General features: G+C 47.2%; 19 protein-coding genes, 21 tRNA genes and 1 rRNA gene. 7 read left to right on the top strand and 34 right to left on the bottom strand.

Annotated features, from left to right (window positions below):
• Positions 1-118: 118 nt before the first annotated feature.
• Both ACWJJ5_RS10250 and ACWJJ5_RS10245 read right to left on the bottom strand, forming a co-directional pair.
• The gene (locus ACWJJ5_RS10250) at positions 119-523 is read right to left on the bottom strand and encodes a phage holin family protein (protein WP_003152243.1); all 405 of its coding nucleotides are present in this window, start codon (positions 521-523) and stop codon (positions 119-121) included.
• A 151-nt stretch (positions 524-674) separates the two neighbouring features.
• A complete protein-coding gene (locus tag ACWJJ5_RS10245) occupies positions 675-1,112 on the bottom strand; it encodes a Dps family protein (RefSeq protein ID WP_003152242.1) in 438 nt (145 codons plus the stop codon).
• 124 nt (positions 1,113-1,236) lie between these two features.
• On the opposite strand from ACWJJ5_RS10245, the gene ytzI reads away from it, so the two are divergent.
• Positions 1,237-1,386, top strand: a complete 150-nt coding sequence (gene ytzI / locus ACWJJ5_RS10240) for a YtzI protein (protein WP_003152241.1) — start codon at positions 1,237-1,239, stop codon at positions 1,384-1,386.
• Here ytzI and ACWJJ5_RS10235 read toward each other — a convergent pair.
• Complete coding sequence (locus ACWJJ5_RS10235) at positions 1,383-1,826, bottom strand: FixH family protein (protein WP_070082248.1); 444 nt, start codon at positions 1,824-1,826, stop codon at positions 1,383-1,385. The genes ytzI and ACWJJ5_RS10235 overlap by 4 nt on opposite strands.
• Before the next feature lie 114 nt (positions 1,827-1,940).
• Positions 1,941-2,414, bottom strand: coding sequence for an S-ribosylhomocysteine lyase (locus tag ACWJJ5_RS10230; protein ID WP_003152237.1), 474 nt, complete (start codon positions 2,412-2,414; stop codon positions 1,941-1,943).
• A gap of 124 nt (positions 2,415-2,538) precedes the next feature.
• On the opposite strand from ACWJJ5_RS10230, the gene yidD reads away from it, so the two are divergent.
• Positions 2,539-2,766 carry a membrane protein insertion efficiency factor YidD gene (yidD, locus tag ACWJJ5_RS10225; RefSeq protein WP_003152235.1) on the top strand — a complete coding sequence of 76 codons (228 nt, stop codon included), beginning with the start codon at positions 2,539-2,541 and terminating at the stop codon, positions 2,764-2,766.
• On the opposite strand, the gene ACWJJ5_RS10220 is transcribed toward yidD, so the two are convergent.
• Together ACWJJ5_RS10220 and ACWJJ5_RS10215 are read right to left on the bottom strand one after the other, a co-directional pair.
• Positions 2,763-3,332 carry a beta-class carbonic anhydrase gene (locus ACWJJ5_RS10220; RefSeq protein WP_003152233.1) on the bottom strand — a complete coding sequence of 190 codons (570 nt, stop codon included), beginning with the start codon at positions 3,330-3,332 and terminating at the stop codon, positions 2,763-2,765. The two genes, yidD and ACWJJ5_RS10220, sit on opposite strands and share 4 nt — an antisense overlap.
• Before the next feature lie 118 nt (positions 3,333-3,450).
• The gene (locus ACWJJ5_RS10215; protein WP_003152229.1) at positions 3,451-3,699 is read right to left on the bottom strand and encodes a type B 50S ribosomal protein L31; all 249 of its coding nucleotides are present in this window, start codon (positions 3,697-3,699) and stop codon (positions 3,451-3,453) included.
• A 197-nt stretch (positions 3,700-3,896) separates the two neighbouring features.
• Between ACWJJ5_RS10215 and ACWJJ5_RS10210 the strand changes: the two genes are divergently transcribed.
• Genes ACWJJ5_RS10210 through ACWJJ5_RS10200 form a run of 3 tightly spaced genes read left to right on the top strand, consistent with a single transcriptional unit; the run spans position 3,897 to position 6,506 of the window.
• Positions 3,897-5,228: a cytochrome ubiquinol oxidase subunit I gene (locus ACWJJ5_RS10210; RefSeq protein ID WP_102422720.1), complete on the top strand. Its 1,332-nt coding sequence runs from the start codon at positions 3,897-3,899 to the stop codon at positions 5,226-5,228.
• Between the two features lie 21 nt (positions 5,229-5,249).
• The gene (locus ACWJJ5_RS10205; RefSeq protein ID WP_102422715.1) at positions 5,250-6,290 is read left to right on the top strand and encodes a cytochrome d ubiquinol oxidase subunit II; all 1,041 of its coding nucleotides are present in this window, start codon (positions 5,250-5,252) and stop codon (positions 6,288-6,290) included.
• 57 nt (positions 6,291-6,347) lie between these two features.
• Positions 6,348-6,506, top strand: coding sequence for a DUF1540 domain-containing protein (locus ACWJJ5_RS10200; RefSeq protein WP_007408842.1), 159 nt, complete (start codon positions 6,348-6,350; stop codon positions 6,504-6,506).
• A gap of 373 nt (positions 6,507-6,879) precedes the next feature.
• Here the strand turns inward: ACWJJ5_RS10200 and menC are convergent, their stop codons facing one another.
• From menC to ACWJJ5_RS10170, 6 genes are all read right to left on the bottom strand, one after another.
• Positions 6,880-7,995 (bottom strand): o-succinylbenzoate synthase, encoded by a 1,116-nt coding sequence (gene menC, locus ACWJJ5_RS10195; protein WP_353575200.1) that lies wholly within the window; start codon positions 7,993-7,995, stop codon positions 6,880-6,882.
• The gene (locus ACWJJ5_RS10190) at positions 7,992-9,455 is read right to left on the bottom strand and encodes an o-succinylbenzoate--CoA ligase (RefSeq protein ID WP_094247628.1); all 1,464 of its coding nucleotides are present in this window, start codon (positions 9,453-9,455) and stop codon (positions 7,992-7,994) included. Before ACWJJ5_RS10190 ends, menC begins: the two co-directional genes overlap by 4 nt.
• 87 nt (positions 9,456-9,542) lie before the next feature.
• Positions 9,543-10,361 (bottom strand): 1,4-dihydroxy-2-naphthoyl-CoA synthase, encoded by an 819-nt coding sequence (gene menB / locus ACWJJ5_RS10185; RefSeq protein WP_003152221.1) that lies wholly within the window; start codon positions 10,359-10,361, stop codon positions 9,543-9,545.
• 58 nt (positions 10,362-10,419) lie between these two features.
• Positions 10,420-11,244 (bottom strand): 2-succinyl-6-hydroxy-2,4-cyclohexadiene-1-carboxylate synthase, encoded by an 825-nt coding sequence (menH, locus tag ACWJJ5_RS10180; RefSeq protein ID WP_071391457.1) that lies wholly within the window; start codon positions 11,242-11,244, stop codon positions 10,420-10,422.
• Positions 11,232-12,968 carry a 2-succinyl-5-enolpyruvyl-6-hydroxy-3-cyclohexene-1-carboxylic-acid synthase gene (menD, locus tag ACWJJ5_RS10175; RefSeq protein WP_167860368.1) on the bottom strand — a complete coding sequence of 579 codons (1,737 nt, stop codon included), beginning with the start codon at positions 12,966-12,968 and terminating at the stop codon, positions 11,232-11,234. Before menD ends, menH begins: the two co-directional genes overlap by 13 nt.
• On the bottom strand, positions 12,965-14,380 hold the full coding sequence (locus ACWJJ5_RS10170) for an isochorismate synthase (protein WP_167860369.1): 1,416 nt from the start codon (positions 14,378-14,380) through the stop codon (positions 12,965-12,967). The genes menD and ACWJJ5_RS10170 overlap by 4 nt, the downstream gene beginning before the upstream one ends.
• Positions 14,381-14,662: 282 nt before the next feature.
• Here ACWJJ5_RS10170 and ACWJJ5_RS10165 point away from each other — a divergent pair, with 282 nt between their 5' ends.
• Positions 14,663-15,382 carry a TraR/DksA C4-type zinc finger protein gene (locus ACWJJ5_RS10165; protein WP_003152213.1) on the top strand — a complete coding sequence of 240 codons (720 nt, stop codon included), beginning with the start codon at positions 14,663-14,665 and terminating at the stop codon, positions 15,380-15,382.
• Positions 15,383-15,537: 155 nt separating this feature from the next.
• Entirely contained in the window at positions 15,538-16,008 is a 471-nt protein-coding gene (locus ACWJJ5_RS10160) for a TspO/MBR family protein (protein ID WP_353575201.1), read from the top strand.
• 36 nt (positions 16,009-16,044) lie between these two features.
• Here the strand turns inward: ACWJJ5_RS10160 and ACWJJ5_RS10155 are convergent.
• The 22 genes from ACWJJ5_RS10155 to rrf form a co-directional block, all read right to left on the bottom strand.
• Positions 16,045-16,116, bottom strand: a tRNA-Glu gene (locus ACWJJ5_RS10155).
• A gap of 3 nt (positions 16,117-16,119) precedes the next feature.
• A tRNA-Ser gene (locus ACWJJ5_RS10150) sits at positions 16,120-16,210 on the bottom strand.
• 3 nt (positions 16,211-16,213) lie between these two features.
• Positions 16,214-16,288, bottom strand: a tRNA-Asn gene (locus ACWJJ5_RS10145).
• 10 nt (positions 16,289-16,298) lie between these two features.
• Positions 16,299-16,375, bottom strand: a tRNA-Ile gene (locus ACWJJ5_RS10140).
• 15 nt (positions 16,376-16,390) lie between these two features.
• Positions 16,391-16,464, bottom strand: a tRNA-Gly gene (locus ACWJJ5_RS10135).
• An 8-nt stretch (positions 16,465-16,472) separates the two neighbouring features.
• Positions 16,473-16,548, bottom strand: a tRNA-His gene (locus ACWJJ5_RS10130).
• A 20-nt stretch (positions 16,549-16,568) separates the two neighbouring features.
• Positions 16,569-16,644 (bottom strand) — tRNA-Phe (locus ACWJJ5_RS10125).
• A 10-nt stretch (positions 16,645-16,654) separates the two neighbouring features.
• A tRNA-Asp gene (locus tag ACWJJ5_RS10120) sits at positions 16,655-16,731 on the bottom strand.
• A gap of 6 nt (positions 16,732-16,737) precedes the next feature.
• Positions 16,738-16,814: transfer RNA gene (locus tag ACWJJ5_RS10115), tRNA-Met, on the bottom strand.
• 19 nt (positions 16,815-16,833) lie between these two features.
• Positions 16,834-16,926 (bottom strand) — tRNA-Ser (locus ACWJJ5_RS10110).
• Between the two features lie 7 nt (positions 16,927-16,933).
• A tRNA-Ile gene (locus ACWJJ5_RS10105) sits at positions 16,934-17,010 on the bottom strand.
• Positions 17,011-17,012: 2 nt separating this feature from the next.
• Positions 17,013-17,089, bottom strand: a tRNA-Met gene (locus tag ACWJJ5_RS10100).
• 19 nt (positions 17,090-17,108) lie between these two features.
• Positions 17,109-17,181: transfer RNA gene (locus ACWJJ5_RS10095), tRNA-Ala, on the bottom strand.
• A gap of 4 nt (positions 17,182-17,185) precedes the next feature.
• Positions 17,186-17,262, bottom strand: a tRNA-Pro gene (locus tag ACWJJ5_RS10090).
• A gap of 17 nt (positions 17,263-17,279) precedes the next feature.
• Positions 17,280-17,356, bottom strand: a tRNA-Arg gene (locus tag ACWJJ5_RS10085).
• 9 nt (positions 17,357-17,365) lie between these two features.
• A tRNA-Leu gene (locus ACWJJ5_RS10080) sits at positions 17,366-17,451 on the bottom strand.
• A 19-nt stretch (positions 17,452-17,470) separates the two neighbouring features.
• Positions 17,471-17,545, bottom strand: a tRNA-Gly gene (locus ACWJJ5_RS10075).
• A 9-nt stretch (positions 17,546-17,554) separates the two neighbouring features.
• Positions 17,555-17,638 (bottom strand) — tRNA-Leu (locus ACWJJ5_RS10070).
• A 10-nt stretch (positions 17,639-17,648) separates the two neighbouring features.
• Positions 17,649-17,724, bottom strand: a tRNA-Lys gene (locus ACWJJ5_RS10065).
• Between the two features lie 37 nt (positions 17,725-17,761).
• A tRNA-Thr gene (locus ACWJJ5_RS10060) sits at positions 17,762-17,837 on the bottom strand.
• Positions 17,838-17,866: 29 nt separating this feature from the next.
• A tRNA-Val gene (locus ACWJJ5_RS10055) sits at positions 17,867-17,942 on the bottom strand.
• Between the two features lie 23 nt (positions 17,943-17,965).
• Positions 17,966-18,081, bottom strand: a 5S ribosomal RNA gene (rrf, locus tag ACWJJ5_RS10050).
• Positions 18,082-18,105 lie beyond the last annotated feature (24 nt).

The following is an 18,105-nucleotide window of genomic DNA, read 5'->3' as shown; positions in this document are numbered from 1 at the left end:
TCCGTTCCTTCATATCTTCCATACATCATACCACAGTTGCGTTTGTTCGGAAGCCCTTTATCAAAAATTCAGAGGAAAACCATCCTACCCGCTAGTATAGCCTCCTTTGAAGCAAATGTTACGGTTTGCGCTTGAATTTATTTTTCAGGGTATCCAATAGGTCGACGAGCACCTGCGGAACCGGTATGCCCAGCGAGCTTGCCGTAATCACGATCTGAACCGATTCGTATAAGATATAAAACATAATAGCCAAATTGCGGATGGCGCCTTCTGAATGAAGCAGCTGATCAAAAAAATGGCAAACTGAGACTAATGCCAGGGTCACGATTTTTTTGACCAGCCGCGCAAAAAGCTTTCTTGCGCTCAGCTGCTGCAAAAGAGATTCTTTTAAGCTTGTACTGATAAACTCAATCGCCATGACCGATAGCAAAATCAGAAACGAATACTGAAAACCGCCAAAGAAAAACCCCGCTGCCGACACGATCACTGCAAAAAACGAAAAGATGCCAAAGTCTTTGCCCACTTGATCCAACATCCTTTCACAGAAACGGCCTTACATTATTCTATGAAAAGTGAATGGAACGGACTGGATTTTTCAGAAAAATGGACAACACCTCTCTTCGGCAGCCAAATAAAAGACCGAGTGCTTTATAGCCCCGGTCTTCCCTTGTTGATTATCCTAAATACGCTTTCAGCATCCAGTTATGTTTTTCGATATTCTGGTGAATGGCAAGCAGCATATCTCCGGTCGTTTCGTCTCCGACCTCATCTGCGAGATCCATGCCGCTTTTCAGCTCTTCCGCAATGACAGTGAAATCATCATAAATGTTCTGTACCATTTGTTCTGCGCTCTCATTGCCTTCCGCCTCTTTTATAGAAGCAGTCTTCAATGATTCCGTCATTGTGCCGATCGGCTTGCCGTTCAATGCCAGCAGACGTTCTGCCAGATCGTCAATATATGTAGCCGTTTCGTTATACAGCTCCTCGAACTTTTCGTGCAATGTGAAAAAGTCCTTCCCTTTGACGTACCAATGATAGTTATGTAATTTCACATACATGACCGTCCAGTTTGCAACTTGTTTATTGACCGCTTCCAATAGTTTTTCTGACATGCCTATCTTCCTCCTTTGATTTACTATTGATATACCCTATATATCGTGTGTTAAAACATAAATTTTTAGCCCTTGATTTTACGGATGGAAAATATGTTATGATTTGTTAAAAAGGAGGGATTTCATGCTGCTTCTTCTGAGCTTCGGCTTTCTTATCGTGCTCGCCGTGCTGCTTTTATCCATCTGGTCGACTGTAAGAGCTTATAACGTAAAACATACGATTGACCCGCCGGAGGACGCATCAAAAGGCTTGACGGATAAAAACAATCCTTAATGATGATGCGTCTGTTCCTCATGGCCGGAGGAATCATCGGCAGCTTCAGCATCCCCGACACGCACTTTTACAGTCGGCATATTATGCTGCTGTTTTGCCGTTACGTGGGATTGAACGGTATACACACCCTCTTCATCAAATTCAGTCCGCAGGTGATACGTCCCTTTTTCCTCCTTGGCCTTGCTTGTTTTGCTGCTGCCTTTTTTTCCTTCTTTCCATACTTCAAACTTGACTTCATCCGCATCCGTGACACGCTTGCCGCCGTAAAAAACCTCCGCCTTGTATTCCGTTTTTTCATGCAATGCTGCCGTTTCCGGTCCTGTAAGCTTGACCTCAAGCGCTTTAGGCTCCTCATCCGCGGCGGTTTTGTCCGAATTGCCCCCGCAGGAAGATAATAGAAATACCATACCGCACATACCTGCCAATACAGCCCGTTTCATCCCATCACTCCTTCATGTTTGCTTCTATTTTAGCAAACGCTTACACATAAGGTGTGACATTTTTTAGAAATATGTAAAAAAGCCTTTTTGCATGTCAGCAAAAAGGCCTGTTTTTTATCCGAACACTTTCAGCAAATCTTCTTTATCTTGTGACAGCCAGAAACGCATCAGCCGTTTCGCGCCTTCTAAATCATGAAGTTTCGCCTGGCCGCACTGTTTTTCGTTGGCCGCCGGAATCTCCGTAATATCGATGGCTTCTTTCAGCGTAGCGTCTAGCAAGTCTACAATTTCTTCCGCTGTCGGCTCGCCGCTGACAACAAGATAATAGCCTGTCTGGCAGCCCATCGGTGAGATATCTATGATGTCGAAGTGATCGTATTTCTCAGAATGTGTGCGAATCGTAAACGCAAGCAAGTGCTCAAGCGTATGAATCGTATCCGGCTTCATCGCCTGTTTGTTCGGCTGGCAGAAGCGAATGTCAAACTTATTCACGACGCCGTCTGTTCCGACTTTATGCACTCCGCAATGTCTTACATACGGAGCCACAACCGCATTATGGTCTAGCTCAAAACTTTCTACTGAAGGCATAATGGCACTCCCTTTTTTTCAGAATATGCATCCATTATAACACAGTTTTCCGATAAGAATTGTGGCGGAAGCTTTTCAATCTGAAATTTTTTTTCTATACTAGCATCAGAAAGGTGGTTTTTTAATGAAAACCATAATGATTGCGCTCATCCGCGGATACCAGAAGTTCATCTCTCCGCTGACGCCGCCGTCATGCCGCTTTTATCCGACGTGTTCGCAGTACGGAATCGAAGCCGTCAAGACTCACGGCGCATTAAAAGGCGGATGGCTGACACTGAAGCGGATTTTAAAGTGCCACCCTTTTCATCCGGGCGGTGTTGATCCCGTACCGGACAAAAAACAAAAACATTAGTCCATATGCTGGTAGCCGTCGATCACCAGATCAAGTTTACCGGTTTCAGGATCAATCACCAGACCGTGCACCGGGACATTGTCAGGGAATAGCGGATGGTGTTTAATGACGTTTACGCTGTCTGTAACACTCGCTTCTACTGAATCAAAGCTTTTCAGCCATTGATCAAGATCAACACCTGAGTGCTTCAGCATGTCAATCCGCTCTTTCGGAATACCGCGGTCGATAATTTTATCAAGCATATCCTCGCTGTTGATTTTGCTCATGCCGCAATCATGGTGGCCGATAACGCAGACTTCATCAGCGTTTAATTCGTATACGGCCACTAAAAGGCTGCGCATGATGCTTCCGAACGGGTGGGCGACAAGCGCGCCGGCACTTTTAATAATTTTCACATCGCCGTTTCGCATGTTCATCGCATGCGGAAGCAATTCTACAAGACGTGTGTCCATACAGGACAAAATCGCCATCTTTTTATCCGGGAATTTAGATGTTTGGTATTTTTCATAATCTTTGTTTTTAGTGAACTGCTCATTAAATTGCATGATATCGTTTAGAAGACTCATCTTGGTGTTTCCTTTCTGCTTTTTTATTCACAATATAACATAAGGCGGGTCATTTCGTCACTCCCCGCACGAGATGATAAAGTGCTCAATAAATAAGACAAACCCTATTGGGCTTGTCTTATTTCCCCATATTGTATTTTTTGTTGAACTGTTCGACTCTCCCGCCTTTTTCGTTGAATTTTTGGCGGCCCGTATAAAACGGATGCGTATCTGAGCTGACTTCCACTTTAATCAGCGGGTATGTTTTTCCGTCTTCCCACTCTGCCGTTTCCTCTGACGTTTTCGTAGAATGGCTTAAAAAGCGGTAGCCGCTGTTCACATCTTGAAAAATCACTTGATGGTTATCCGGATGAATATCTTTTTTCATGGTGATCTTCCTTTCTTAAATCGTAATAATTACGTTTTATTCTAAACCTTAAATAGGCGCTTGTCAATCATATATGCCCTGATCCCTTGATTTCTAAACCCTGTACATATATGGAATCGGAAGAATAATCTAATCGCTTCAGCAAATAATATAACCACATTACATAAAACGGTAATTTAGAAAGGCGGTTTATGATCGTGGATGATTTAGTATTAGCCAGAAGTCTGTTCGGGACAACAATGGGCTTTCATATTATTTTTGCGACGCTTGGTGTCGGCTTGCCTCTGATGATTTTAATGGCCGAATTGATTTATCAAAAAACAAAAGATCCGCATTATGCCATTATGGCGAAAAGGTGGACGAAGGCGCAGGCTGTTCTGCTCGGCGTGGCGATACCGACCGGAACGATCGCGGGTACACAGCTTGCCCTTTTGTGGCCCGGATTCATGGAGGTCATCGGCAGGGTGATGTCACTTCCGTTTCAGATTGAAATTTATGCTTTCTTTATCGAAGCGCTGTTTATGTCCATTTATGTCTACGCCGCTGATCGGCTGACTCCGGCGATGCGCATCATTGCCGTTATTTTCGTTTTGATCGGCGCCGCGGCATCCGCCGTCTTAATCACAAATGTTCACGCATTTGAAGGAACGCCGGCCGGCTTTAAAATTTTAAACGGCAAAATCACTGACGTCGAACCGTGGGCAGCGTTTTTTAATCCAAGCTTTTTCACCACCGCGGGCCATGTCGTTCTGACGGCTTTCATGACCGGTGCATTTATCGTCGCGTCAGTAGCGGCTTATAAAATGCTGAGAACGAGAAAACAGGAGCAGGTATACCGCTTTCACCGAAAAGCGCTGCTGCTCGCCTTAACGATCGGCGGAATCTTTTCCATTATTGCTTCTTTAAACGGACACGAATCAGCTCAGCTTCTTTACGAATACCAGCCTGAAAAGCTTGCGGGCGCAGAAGGGCTGTTCGAAACAAGATCACACGCTCCGCTTGCGATCGGCGGTTTTACCGATCCAAAAGAAGAAAAAGTAAAATGGGCGATAGAAGTGCCGTGGGCTTTAAGCTTTTTGGCTGCAAACAGCTTTGATACCGTCGTTAAAGGGTTGAACGCGTTTCCGAAAGACGAGTGGCCGCCTTTATTCATCCATACACTGTTTAACGGAATGGTCGGCATCGGAATGCTGCTCATTTTATACTCCATCATCGGCATCGTATGGAGAAAAATCTTAAAGAAAGACAGCTTTCCGACTTGGCTTTTGATTTTATTTTTAACCGCAGGACCGCTCAGTCTGATCGGAATTGAATTCGGGTGGATATTCGCTTGTACGGGACGGCAGCCATGGGTGATTTATCATCTGCTGAAAACATCAGATGTCGTCACCACAACCGGTTCAATCGGCTTGCTGTTCATCCTGTTTACGGTGGTTTACGCCATTTTGGCGGCCGCAGTCATTTATGTGCTGCTTTATTATTTCCGCAAACATCCCGTTGAGGAGGATGTAAAAGCGGCGGAATCTTAACAAAGAAAGGGCTGAATTGAAATGGACATTACCATGGACGCTCTCATCGCGATATCAATCGTATGGGGCTTCGTGTTTATCTACGCGGTCATGGCAACGATGGACTTCGGAGCCGGCTTTTGGTCGATGATTTATTTAAATAAAGAACAAACAAAGGCGACAAACATCGCCAACCGTTATTTGTCCCCGACATGGGAAGTGACCAACGTCTTTATCGTCGCAATCGTTGTCGCCCTTTTCAGCTTCTTTCCCGGGGCAACCTTCGTGCTGGGGACCGTTTTATTGATTCCGGGGAGTATCATTCTGCTGCTTTTAGCGATCCGCAGCGGCTTTCTCGTCTTCTCCAATACGGCGAAGGAAAGAAAAATCATGAGATATATCTCCGGAATTTCAGGCTTCATTATTCCTGCCGTGCTGATTTTGGTCCTTCCGGTCACACACGGGGGATTTATCGACAAGACGGGCGGAGTGTATCACTTAAATTTGGCAAATGTCTTTACAAGCCCTAATGCGTATGCGTTTATCGGCTTTGCCATTTTAAGCACTTTGTTTTTATCTTCGCTGCTTCTGGCTGACTTTTCAAATGTTGCGGAAGAGGAGCATGCGTACCGCATCTACAGACGGAGCTCTTTAATAACAGGGCCGCTGTCACTTCTTTTTGCCATCTTCATTATGGTGACATTACACTCTGAAGCCGGCTGGCTGTATACGGGGATGATGAAAGACAAGACATGGCTCATCCTGTCTGTCATTACATTTATTATTGCGGGCGCGGCCCTGTTTCTGCCGAATAAACGCTTCGGCCAGAACATCGGCAAACCGAGAATCGCCATGATCGCCATTGCGCTGCAATATTTCCTGGCAAGCTATGCGTACGGACGGGCCCACCTTCCTTATATGATTTATCCCGATATTACGGTCATGTCTGGATTTACGGAGCCGGCAACCTTCAAGGCGCTGTTTATGACGTATATCGTCGCTTTCATTATTTTGTTTCCCGGGTTTTATTTCTTCTGGAAGCTCTTTATGAAAGACAGACGTTATATCCGCCAGGAGGAATAACAGAAATCAGAGCGGTTCATACTAATGGCGTACCTTTTATCTTGGAGGGGAGCCAGCATGGACCAAAAAATTCTGTGTGAAGTCAATAACTGTTCATATTGGGGCAGAGGAAACAAATGCACGGCCGACGCTATTTATGTGGTCAGCCATACAGGCGAAACCGCTGAAAAAAGTGAAGAAACGGATTGCAAAACCTTTAAACCGCATGATTTATAAAAGAAAAGAGCTGTTTTATACAGCTCTTTTTCATTTCCGCCGCAAGCATCCCTGAACCGGAGAAAACCGCGCGGATGAGAAGCATGGCAGAAAGGCGGTTCGGCGGCAAATATAGGCGGCGGCATGCGATACAATCAGTATCGCATTCATGACAAGCACAGAATTTTTTATCAAGATGTACATGTTTGCCCCAGCCGGAAAGCAGCACCTGCGATGTAAAGCCGACACTGTTTGAAGAATAAAAAAATCATCGCATTTGCCTATTAAAAAAACCGGCTGATACAGCCGGTTCAAACGGGGGAAGGGGTGATAATGAACAGTTTCAATATAACAGCAGCATACAGGCAGCTCAACTCGCTGAAATGTCTTTTTATCAGTTGTTTGTCGTAAAAACGTCCATTTGGGTGACGTATTTTCTCATTATTTCCTGATTGACTTCAACACCCAGTCCGGGACCGTCCGGGACAGAGATGAATCCCTCTTCGATACGGATGTCGGGAGTGACAATATCCTCCTCCCAGTATCGGTCTGATGAGGAAATATCACCCGGTATTGTAAATTGCGGCAGCGAAGCAAGCGCGACTGTCTGCGCTCTCGAAATGCCGGTTTCAAACATTCCGCCGCACCAAACCGGCATGTGATGCTCTCTGCATAAGTCATGTATTTTTAAAGCCTCTGTCAGGCCTCCTACACGCGCCGGTTTTATGTTAATGATTTTACAGCTCCCAAGCTCAATCGCCCGCCTTGCATCATCATATGAGCATATGCTTTCATCAAGGCATACCGCGGTTCTTAAGTGTTTCTGCAGGTGGCGGTGATCGACAATATCATCTGCCTGAAGCGGCTGTTCTATCATCATGAGCTGGAATTCATCCAACTCTTTCAGCCTGCTGATGTCTTTCAGTTCATAAGCCGAGTTGGCATCCGCCATCAGCGGCACGTTCGGAAAACAGCTGCGGATGGCTCTGACCAGATCAACGTCATGGCCGGGCTGAATTTTTATTTTTATACGTTGATAACCTTCTTTTACGTATTGCTCAATTTCCCGAAGCATCTCATCAGCCGAAGCCAGACCCACCGCCACGCCGGCGGGCACTTTATCTCTTTTGCCCCCTAAGGCTTCTGCGAGAGATATCCCCTTTTTCTTGGCATATAGATCCCACACGGCTGATTCAAGCCCCGCTTTTGCCATGCGGTTCCCTTTGAAACGCGCGAGACTGTCAGGCACTTCTGACGGATGGAAAAACTCGCGGCCTACGACATTTGGGATAAAAAAATCTCTCAGCATATGCGCGCATGTCTGAATCGTTTCTTCTGTATACCACGGAGAAGAAAACGCCGATACCTCCCCCCAGCCGGTTCTCCCGGTTTCATCGATCGCTTCCACGATCAAAAATTTACGGTCCTGCAGCGTTTCAATACTTGTTTTAAACGGTTTTTTCAGCCTCATACTTACATGATAAAGGGTGATTTTTTCAATCTTAATCATGACAATTCTCCTTTACGAAGCTCATTCAGCCGATGCCTCATCAGTTTATTGGACGCATTCCGCGGGAGCTCGTCAACCGTGAAAAAAGCAGCCGGTATTTTATATTTTGCAAGCCGCTCACGGCAAAAAGCGGTCAGCTCCTCAGAACTGACAGAAGAAGTCAGCACGAGAAAAGCATGCGGCACTTTCCCCCACTTCGGATCTTCGGCTCCCGAAACACCAGCCTCCGCTACAGCCGGATGGGCAAGAAGCGCCGCTTCCACTTCTGCCGGGTAGATGTTCTCTCCGCCTGAAATGATGAGGTCCGACCGCCTGTCCAGCACGTATAAAAACCCTTCATCATCCAAATAGCCAAGATCGCCCGTTTTAAACCATCCATTATGAAAAGCGGCCTGGTTCGCGTCGTCACGATGATAATACCCTTTCATTACATTCGGGCCTTTCACCGTAATTTCACCATGTTCAAACGGCGCACAAGGGTTTCCGTCTTTTTCAATTCTAATTTCGCATGAAAACAGCGGTTTACCGGCCGAGCCGAGCTTGTCCATACTGAATTCCGGAGAAAGCGTGACAATCTGTGAGCAGGTTTCAGTCAAGCCGTAAGATTGGAATACCGGAAATTGTTTCCTGCGGCATTCTTCAAGGAGCGACAGCGGTGCCGGACCCCCGCCAAGCAGAATGCAGCGCAGTGATTCAGGACATTGTTCAGTTTCCGCAAGCAGGCCCGAGAGCATGGTCTGCACCGCTGAAATGATCGTGACCTGATGGGAGCTGATGCTGTCCAGCACATCAGTGACAGAAAATTTTTGATGAAGCACGACAGGCATGCCGTAAATGACCGACTTAAACAGCGCAGACAGTCCGCTGATATGAAACAGCGGCAGCGCAATAAGCCAGCGGTCCCGCTCCGTGACCCCCAGATTCAGCGCAGACGATACAGCGCTGGAATAATGATTACCGAAAGTCTGCTGCACCCCCTTCGGCCTTCCCGTTGTTCCTGACGTATACATAAGAGTCGCCGTATCATCAAGCGTTACATAAGCTTCCGGCTCCATGTCACCCGCCTCTTCAGCCTGCAGCTCGTCCACATCTGCGGTGGCGACCGCAGATTCATATTCTTCGCGGCAAAAACCGTCCTCCGTTAATAAAAGCTTTGCCTGTGAATCTTCGAGCTGAAACAACCGTTCCTGTTTTGAGAGCTTCGTATTCAACAGCACAGCTTCCGCCCCTAATAAGAAGCAGGCGTGAACGGCATAAACCATTTCCGGTCTGTTAGAAAGCAAAATCGCGGCCCTGTCTCCTTTTTTAAGCGAGCAGTATTTGGACAGCCGCGCGGCCATTTGTTTAGAAGCATGATATAATTCTCTGAATGTCATCTGTTTGTTTTCAAATTTGAGAGCGATTCTCTCCGGTGTCAGCTGAGCCCTTTGAATGAGCCAATTCGGCTGTTCTGTCAGCATGTTATCATCTCCGAGGTAAAAGTACTGTTTTTGAAAAGAAAACAGCTTGGACCAGAGCGGCTCAAGCTGTTTCGTAGTGTCATCTGATCACGGAAAACGAGGGAATTGACCGAAATCGGGACTGCGTTTCTCTTTAAAGGAATCACGGCCTTCTTTCGCTTCGTCAGTCGTGTAATAAAGAAGCGTTGCATCTCCTGCAAATTGCTGAATTCCGGCGAGGCCGTCTGTATCAGCGTTAAATGCCGCTTTAAGGAAACGAAGGGCTGTAGGGCTTTTCTCAAGCATTTCTTCACACCATTTAATTGTTTCCTCTTCAAGTTTCTCTAATGGGACAACCGTATTGACAAGCCCCATGTCGAGCGCTTCCTGCGCGTTGTATTGACGGCACAGGTACCAGATTTCACGGGCTTTCTTATGTCCGACGATACGCGCCAGGTAACCTGAGCCGTAACCGGCATCAAAGCTTCCCACTTTCGGGCCGGTTTGACCGAAAATCGCGTTATCGGCCGCAATCGTTAAATCACAGACGATATGAAGCACATGGCCTCCGCCGATGGCATAGCCTGATACCATCGCTACGACCGGTTTAGGAATCACGCGGATCAAACGCTGAAGATCAAGCACATTCAGACGCGGGATCTGATCGTCTCCGACATATCCGCCGTGACCGCGGACTTTTTGGTCTCCGCCTGAACAGAATGCTTTATCTCCCGCTCCCGCAAGAACGATGACACCAATATTAGAGTCATCACGCGCACAAGCAAATGCGTCAATCATTTCTGATACCGTCTTAGGAGTAAATGCGTTATGTACCTCCGGGCGGTTAATTGTTATTTTTGCAATACCGTTATACGTCTCGTACAGGATTTCATCGTACTGACGTTCACTTTTCCATTCTGCAGCCATTGATATGACCTCCTTCATTTTTGCCTGAGTCCGGCCGAAAAGCTATTTTCTTTATGCTTTACAAGCCGTATAAAAACTCACTTACTATCTTACCAAAAATTCGCGGCTGTTCCACATGTACCGTGTGCCCCGCCTGTTTGACAACCTCTATTTTACTTGATGGGAGCAGGTTATGCACCTTTTGATTAATAGCGCAAAACTTTTCATCCCATTCACCGCATATAAGCAGGACGGGCGCCTTGATGCGGTGTAATGCCTCCCACCAGGAAGGCTGTGAGCCCGTCCCCATTCCGAGCAGGCTTCCTGCAAGTCCGGACGGATTATTCTTCAGCCTGCCGGCACGGATGGACGCCTTTACGCTGTCCGGCAGAGAAAGCTGCGTGGCAAACAACGGAATGCTCTCCCAATAATCAACAAACGATGTTATACCTTCCCACAATATAAAGTCAGCAAGCTTCCGGTCTGACTGAATCCGCTTTTTGCGTTCCTGAAGCGTGCTGAGGCCCGGGGTTGTACTTTCCAAAACAAGCGCTGACACCCGATGCGGAAATGCCTGTGCAAAGGAATACGCAAGTCTCCCCCCCATAGAATAACCAATAAGTTTCACTTTGTGAAGTTTTAATTGATCAAAAACGGCGGCAAGGTCCGCAACCTGCCGGCTCGCACTATACCTTGCCGCTTGCACAGGCGCGTCTGTCTCCCCGTGACCCAGGCAGTCAATCATCACCATTCGCTCGCCGGGAAACATGCCGCGTAAAAACATCCATGATTCTTTGCTGCCCGTAAATCCATGCAGACAAACAATAGCTTCAGACGATTCGTGTCCGCTATCAGCAGCACGATAGCATACGCCGTCAGCCGTTTTAACTGTTACAGTTTCCATTCTTTTTTCACTTCCCGCACTGCGGCCTGCAGCAGATCACGATGGAATTGAACTCTTGATGTCCGATCTGTTTTCAGCTCGATTATATGAAGTCCGGGCTTGTCCGCCTGCGGCTGATACGCATCCTTAAATGCCTCCCATGTCTCAGGACAAGTATACGTCCCGCCGTACAGTGCGGCGGCATGCCGGAAATCAAGACCCGTCGGCGTACCGAACAGTTCTTCAAAATGAGTCTTATCAGATGCCTGCGGCAAAAACGAGAAAATCCCGCCGCCATCATTGTTTATTAAAATAACCGTAAGCGGAATTCCAAGTTTTTTAGCCGCTAACAGCCCGTTTAAATCATGGTAAAACGATAAATCTCCAATGACAAGCGTGACAGGAGCTTTTGTACCTTCACACAGCCCCATAGCCGAGGAGACAACTCCGTCAATGCCGTTAGCACCACGGTTGGCATAGACACGGAAGGAACGATCTTGTTTTTCAAAGAAAGTATCCACGTCGCGGATCGGCATGCTGTTGCCGACAAAAATCGAACTGCCTTCAGGGACAAGGTGCTGAAGCTGACGATATACATTTCCTTCAAATGATAAATCATCCATGCTCGCGGCCTGTAAATGACTCCGGAACCGCTCATTGACAAACTGCCATTTCTCAAGCCATCCGGACGGCCGTTTTCCGGTTTCAGCTGAACGGACCGCTTCCAAAAACACCGACGGATGGCAATGAATCATATGCGCGCCGGCCTGGGTGGGATCTCTCCATCCTCCGTCTTCATCGACGATAAACTGCTCAATGGCAGGATCATCTCTGAGCCATAAAAAGAGCGGTTTGGAAACCGGCATCGGGCCGAAGCGGATCACAGCGTCAGGGCGCAGCGCCTCTTTTATTTCTTCATCTTTTAAGAACGAGTCATAAGCATCAATAATCAGCGTCTTATCATGCTCCCCGTTTCGGAGGTTTGAAAGCGGATCAGCCAAAATCGGGAACTGAAGCATCTCGGCAAGCGCGATGATTTGCTGCTTTTCTGCTTCACCGTGAATTTCGCCGCAGACGATCATACCTCTTTCGGTACCCGCGAGACGCTCTGTAATATGACAGAGCGCGTCTTGATCAGCTGACTGCATCCCTGTTGTGACTGATACGTGCTTCCCCTTTCTCATTCTTTCAAAAGGTCCGGCTGATAAATCCGGCATCAAAGGCTCTCTGAGCGGCACATTGATATGGACTGGCCCCATCGGGCGCTTCCCGGCCTCACTTACGGCTCTGCCGGCCAATGTTCTGATATAGCTCAGCATTTGAGGATTTTCCTCAGGCAGAGCCGAGTCTGTGAAAAACTTAACAAAGTTACCGAACAGAAAATGCTGGTTAATCGCCTGAGGCGCCCCCACTTCCCTCAATTCATGAGGCCGGTCAGCAGTCAGGACAATAAGAGGCACTCTTGAATAATGAGCTTCAATCACGGCCGGATAGAAGTTAGCCGCTGCCGTTCCTGACGTACAAATCAGCATGACCGGACGCTGGCGGGCTTTTGCAAGACCGAGTGCGAAAAAACCTGCGGATCGTTCATCAATCTGTATATGGACTTGAATATCCGGGTGGGCCGCCGCCAAAACCGCCAGGGGAGTTGACCTCGATCCCGGGCAAACAACCGCGTCGGTGACACCAGATAGAGCGAATTCATCAATAAAACTTCCGATATAATGTGTAATCGGGTTTGTCAAAGCCTTTCACCTCCTAAAGCAGAGATCATCGGCTTTAGTTTAATTTGTGTTTCTTCATATTCTGATTGCGGATCTGAATCTTCAACAATACCGCAGCCTGCGAAAAGCCGCGCACTTTTGCCTTCAATCAGCCCTGATCGGATAGCCACGACAAATTCTCCGTTTTCCCTGCCGTCCATCCAGCCGATCGGAGCCGCGTACCATCCGCGTGTCATCGGTTCAATATCAGCGATAACTTCAACAGCTTTCTGCTGGGGAGCTCCGCCCAATGCCGGAGTGGGATGCAGCTTTTCAATTAAATCAAACAGCGAAGCGGACGTTTTCAGATGGCCTGTGATCGGCGTATATAGATGCTGAACACTTTTTGTTTTATATAATTGCGGACCTGCAGGCTTTTTCACATCGCTGCAGCTCGACAAGAAAGAATCGTGTATCATCTTAACCACAAAATCATGTTCCGCGAGATTTTTTTCGTCATGCAGCAGCTCTTTGCCGAGACGGTCATCTTCTTGTTGATTTTCTCCGCGCTTAATTGAACCTGCCAGACAGGTGGACATAACGTCTTTGCCGGATTTTTTGATCAGCCGTTCCGGTGATGCGCCGACAAAGCATTTATCTCCCTGCTCAATCGCAAAAACATAGCTTGTCGTTTGGTCCGTCAAAAGCTTGCGGACAACGCTCTCCGCCGGAATAGGCCCATCATATGACAAAACGACTTCCCTTGCCAGCACGACTTTATCATATTGATTTGCCTTCATATCATTTGTTGCTGTTTTAATGGCTTCAAGCCAGTTTTCCACATCAAGTTCTTCCGCTTTTGTTAAAACAGGATATTCTTCATACTGAATTGAAGAAACTGCAAAAGCTTCTGAAAAAGATTTCAGACGTTTCAGCGTATCTTCTGCCTGATTACCGTCTGCCGCCCATTGATTGACGGTTAAATAATCACCATCTGCCGTCTTTGTCAGCATGAGTGAGGGGATAAAGAACAGCCCTTCTTCGAACCCGTTCCATTCGTCTCCTCTCTCTTCAGCGGGATTAAATGAAAAACCGCCGAATAAGACAGGGCCGACCGCGGTATGCGCCGCCTCTTCTTCTTCATGAATATGAAAAGCCGTCTTTTTAAAGCGCTCCCATTGTTCAAAAACGTCGTGATAACGTTTTCCATTTTTTTCATTCGATTGGAACAGCGCTTCTGTGCCAAGACCGACTATTGTTAATTCACTACCGGGTTCTGACCAAAAAAATCGTTTGCCTTTATATTTTTTTGCTCCGTCTTTGAAAAATGATAGAGGGTCTAAAGACGCAATACGTCTTGAATAGCTCAATAAGACAGCATGGTTGACTTGTTTGGCTTTATGTAATGCATGATCTGCTTCCTCTCGGAACGTATGCTGCACCGTTGTCACCATGAGACATTCCTCCATAATCCGTTAAATGCTTTTAATACAATACACCTGTGATGAATTTGTGTCAAACACACAGATTTGAGCACGACAAAATGCCCGCATTTCTTATTATAAACCTTTTTGCGCAAATGAATAAAGAAACAAACTTGAATTTTCTTTCCCCACTCTCGGCAATCACTGTATCCTTTTACTTCCCCGTGGGAAAATGACTATTTTTATCCACCATTTTTCTGCGCAAAAACGTTCATACTAACAGTAAGCATCACATAGAAACGAGGGATTGATGTGCTTACAAACGAACAGATCACACACTTAAAAAAAGAATTGGAAGAAGCCAGAGATGATATTTTAAGCCGCTTTAAAGAAAATGATCAATTTCAGTTAACTGATGAATTCCCGTATCAATCATCCGGCGAATTGTCTTCCTATGACAATCATCCCGGCGATCAGGCGACCGAATTATACGAGCGGGAAAAAGACCTGGCTCTGCTCGACCATGAACGGGAGCACCTTCGCGATATTGATTACTCTCTGAAACAAATTGAAAACGGCACATACGGCACATGTGAAGTCAGCGGCAAGGACATTCCTTATGACAGACTCGAAGCTCTGCCGACGGCTACGACATTGGCGGAATATTCCTCGCAGGATGCCGTTTCCAAAGACAGGCCGATTGAAGAGGAAACACCGTTCGGACAGTTTGAATTTGATGATGATGAATCAATCCGGGCGGCTTACGATAGTGAAGATGCTTATCAGGATGTTGAGGAATATGGAAACTCAGAAACGCCTCAGGATTTAGAAGATCCGCCGCTCAGCTATGGGGATATGACAATGAACTCAGAAGAAAACATCGGCTATGCTGAGGATTATGAAAACTTTATCGCGACAGATATTACCGGAAAAAACATTTCCGTGTATCCAAGCAAAGCACACGAAAAATATGAGCAGGAACTGGACGAAGAAGGAATTATGACGACCTTTGGCGATCTTCATGCTGATTAAAACCCCGGCCTGCCGGGGTTTTTGAATACAAATAGATGGTTTGCTGCATTTTCACACTGAAAATTCATATACTTAATGGTGCATGGATCTTTAAAAGGTTTGATCTTTCCAAAAGAGGGAACTAACGTATTGACATTGAATGGCGGAGGGAACAAATGAAAAAGAAGTATATCGGTGCAATTATTGTATTTATCATTACATATGTCTTGTTTTCTTTAGCAGGGTTTCTCTTTCCCATCGACCGGGAATGGTACGATGCGCTGCAAAAACCTGACTGGACGCCGAGCGGATCATTGATCGGCATCATATGGGCGGTTTTGTTTGCGCTTATTTCGCTCTCAGCAGCCTTGATATACGCAAGGTTTTCATGTAAAGAATCCAAAGCTTTTTGGGTGATGCTCCTCATCAATTATATCGTGAATCAAGGATTCAGCTATTTTCAATTCACACAGAAAAATTTGCTTGCTGCATCTATCGATTGCCTGCTTGTGGCTGTGATAACACTCATTCTGTTGCTCATTGCCGGTAAATACAGTAAAGCTTCAGCCTGGCTTCTGGTTCCTTATTTATTATGGAGCGCTTTTGCCACATACCTGTCTTTTACCATTTACGCTATGAACGCATAATAAAAAACCTTGCATAGTATGCAAGGTTTTTTATTATGACCCGTACGGGATTCGAACCCGTGTTACCGCCGTGAAAGGGCGGTGTCTTAACCGCTTGACCAACGGGCCTTATGGCGGAGAAGGAGGGATTTGAACCCTCGCGCCGCTTACACGACCTACACCCTTAGCAGGGGCGCCTCTTCAGCCACTTGAGTACTTCTCCGTATGGCTCCACAGGCAGGATTCGAACCTGCGACCGATCGGTTAACAGCCGATAGCTCTACCACTGAGCTACTGTGGAAAAATCATCATGGTGGGCCTGAGTGGACTCGAACCACCGACCTCACGCTTATCAGGCGTGCGCTCTAACCAGCTGAGCTACAGGCCCATGACAATATAAAAATGGAGCGGGTGATGGGAATCGAACCCACGACATCAGCTTGGAAGGCTGAGGTTTTACCACTAAACTACACCCGCATGTTGTTTGGGGCGATTGATGGGAATCGAACCCACGAGTGCCAGAGCCACAATCTGGTGCGTTAACCACTTCGCCACAACCGCCAAAACAATATTAAATTAAATGGTGGCTCGGGACGGAATCGAACCGCCGACACACGGATTTTCAGTCCGTTGCTCTACCAACTGAGCTACCGAGCCTTTTTATAAATGGCGGTCCGGACGGGACTCGAACCCGCGACCTCCTGCGTGACAGGCAGGCATTCTAACCAACTGAACTACCGGACCATTTTTTGGTTGCGGGGGCAGGATTTGAACCTGCGACCTTCGGGTTATGAGCCCGACGAGCTACCGAACTGCTCCACCCCGCGATGATAATTAAATTAGATATGGCGGAGGAAGAGGGATTCGAACCCCCGCGGGCTTTGACACCCCTGTCGGTTTTCAAGACCGATCCCTTCAGCCAGACTTGGGTATTCCTCCGTATAAGTGGTGGACCTTGTAGGACTCGAACCTACGACCGGACGGTTATGAGCCGTCTGCTCTAACCAACTGAGCTAAAGGTCCAATGGTAGCGGCGGAGGGGATCGAACCCCCGACCTCACGGGTATGAACCGTACGCTCTAGCCAGCTGAGCTACACCGCCAAAAACAATTAAAATCAAGTGGAGCCTAGCGGGATCGAACCGCTGACCTCCTGCGTGCAAAGCAGGCGCTCTCCCAGCTGAGCTAAGGCCCCAAAATGGTCGGGAAGACAGGATTCGAACCTGCGACCCCATGGTCCCAAACCATGTGCTCTACCAAGCTGAGCTACTTCCCGTTTTTCAAAAGTATGTATGGCGCGCCCGAGAGGAGTCGAACCCCTAACCTTTTGATCCGTAGTCAAACGCTCTATCCAATTGAGCTACGGGCGCAACAATAAGTGCCGAGGGCCGGACTTGAACCGGCACGGTAGTCACCTACCGCAGGATTTTAAGTCCTGTGTGTCTGCCAATTCCACCACCCCGGCATGGATGGTATAGTATAGTTGGAGCGGAAGACGGGATTCGAACCCGCGACCCCCACCTTGGCAAGGTGATGTTCTACCACTGAACTACTTCCGCGTTTGGCAATGCGGATGAAGGGACTTGAACCCCCACGTCTGTAAAGACACTAGAGCCTGATTCTAGCGCGTCTGCCAATTCCGCCACATCCGCAAGAAAAACATGGTGAGCCATGAAGGACTCGAACCTTCGACCCTCTGATTAAAAGTCAGATGCTCTACCAACTGAGCTAATGGCTCTTATTACAAGAGACTTATATAGTATAACATATAAAAGTGGTGCCGGCAAGAGGACTTGAACCCCCAACCTACTGATTACAAGTCAGTTGCTCTACCAATTGAGCTACACCGGCCTAATACGCCAACTTATGTATGATAGGAATGGTGGAGGATGACGGGCTCGAACCGCCGACCCTCTGCTTGTAAGGCAGATGCTCTCCCAGCTGAGCTAATCCTCCGTATATTACACTTACGTGTAATGGCTTGGCGGCGTCCTACTCTCACAGGGGGAAACCCCCGACTACCATCGGCGCTGAAGAGCTTAACTTCCGTGTTCGGCATGGGAACGGGTGTGACCTCTTCGCTATCGCCACCAAACCATTGAGAGTGTTCTCTCAAAAC

The sequence above is a fragment of the Bacillus sp. JK74 genome, from assembly GCF_053663395.1.
This window is presented reverse-complemented; position numbering and strand designations above follow the sequence as displayed.

What these genes read in the sequence shown, in the direction of transcription:
- ACWJJ5_RS10245 (WP_003152242.1), bottom strand. Translation starts at nt 1,112, where the DNA reads ATGTCAGAAAAACTATTGGAAGCGGTCAATAAACAAGTTGCAAACTGG.
- ytzI (WP_003152241.1), top strand. Translation starts at nt 1,237, where the DNA reads ATGCTGCTTCTTCTGAGCTTCGGCTTTCTTATCGTGCTCGCCGTGCTG.
- ACWJJ5_RS10235 (WP_070082248.1), bottom strand. Translation starts at nt 1,826, where the DNA reads ATGAAACGGGCTGTATTGGCAGGTATGTGCGGTATGGTATTTCTATTA.
- ACWJJ5_RS10230 (WP_003152237.1), bottom strand. Translation starts at nt 2,414, where the DNA reads ATGCCTTCAGTAGAAAGTTTTGAGCTAGACCATAATGCGGTTGTGGCT.
- yidD (WP_003152235.1), top strand. Translation starts at nt 2,539, where the DNA reads ATGAAAACCATAATGATTGCGCTCATCCGCGGATACCAGAAGTTCATC.
- ACWJJ5_RS10220 (WP_003152233.1), bottom strand. Translation starts at nt 3,332, where the DNA reads ATGAGTCTTCTAAACGATATCATGCAATTTAATGAGCAGTTCACTAAA.
- ACWJJ5_RS10215 (WP_003152229.1), bottom strand. Translation starts at nt 3,699, where the DNA reads ATGAAAAAAGATATTCATCCGGATAACCATCAAGTGATTTTTCAAGAT.
- ACWJJ5_RS10205 (WP_102422715.1), top strand. Translation starts at nt 5,250, where the DNA reads ATGGACATTACCATGGACGCTCTCATCGCGATATCAATCGTATGGGGC.
- ACWJJ5_RS10200 (WP_007408842.1), top strand. Translation starts at nt 6,348, where the DNA reads ATGGACCAAAAAATTCTGTGTGAAGTCAATAACTGTTCATATTGGGGC.
- menC (WP_353575200.1), bottom strand. Translation starts at nt 7,995, where the DNA reads ATGATTAAGATTGAAAAAATCACCCTTTATCATGTAAGTATGAGGCTG.
- ACWJJ5_RS10190 (WP_094247628.1), bottom strand. Translation starts at nt 9,455, where the DNA reads ATGCTGACAGAACAGCCGAATTGGCTCATTCAAAGGGCTCAGCTGACA.
- menB (WP_003152221.1), bottom strand. Translation starts at nt 10,361, where the DNA reads ATGGCTGCAGAATGGAAAAGTGAACGTCAGTACGATGAAATCCTGTAC.
- menH (WP_071391457.1), bottom strand. Translation starts at nt 11,244, where the DNA reads ATGGAAACTGTAACAGTTAAAACGGCTGACGGCGTATGCTATCGTGCT.
- ACWJJ5_RS10170 (WP_167860369.1), bottom strand. Translation starts at nt 14,380, where the DNA reads ATGGTGACAACGGTGCAGCATACGTTCCGAGAGGAAGCAGATCATGCA.
- ACWJJ5_RS10160 (WP_353575201.1), top strand. Translation starts at nt 15,538, where the DNA reads ATGAAAAAGAAGTATATCGGTGCAATTATTGTATTTATCATTACATAT.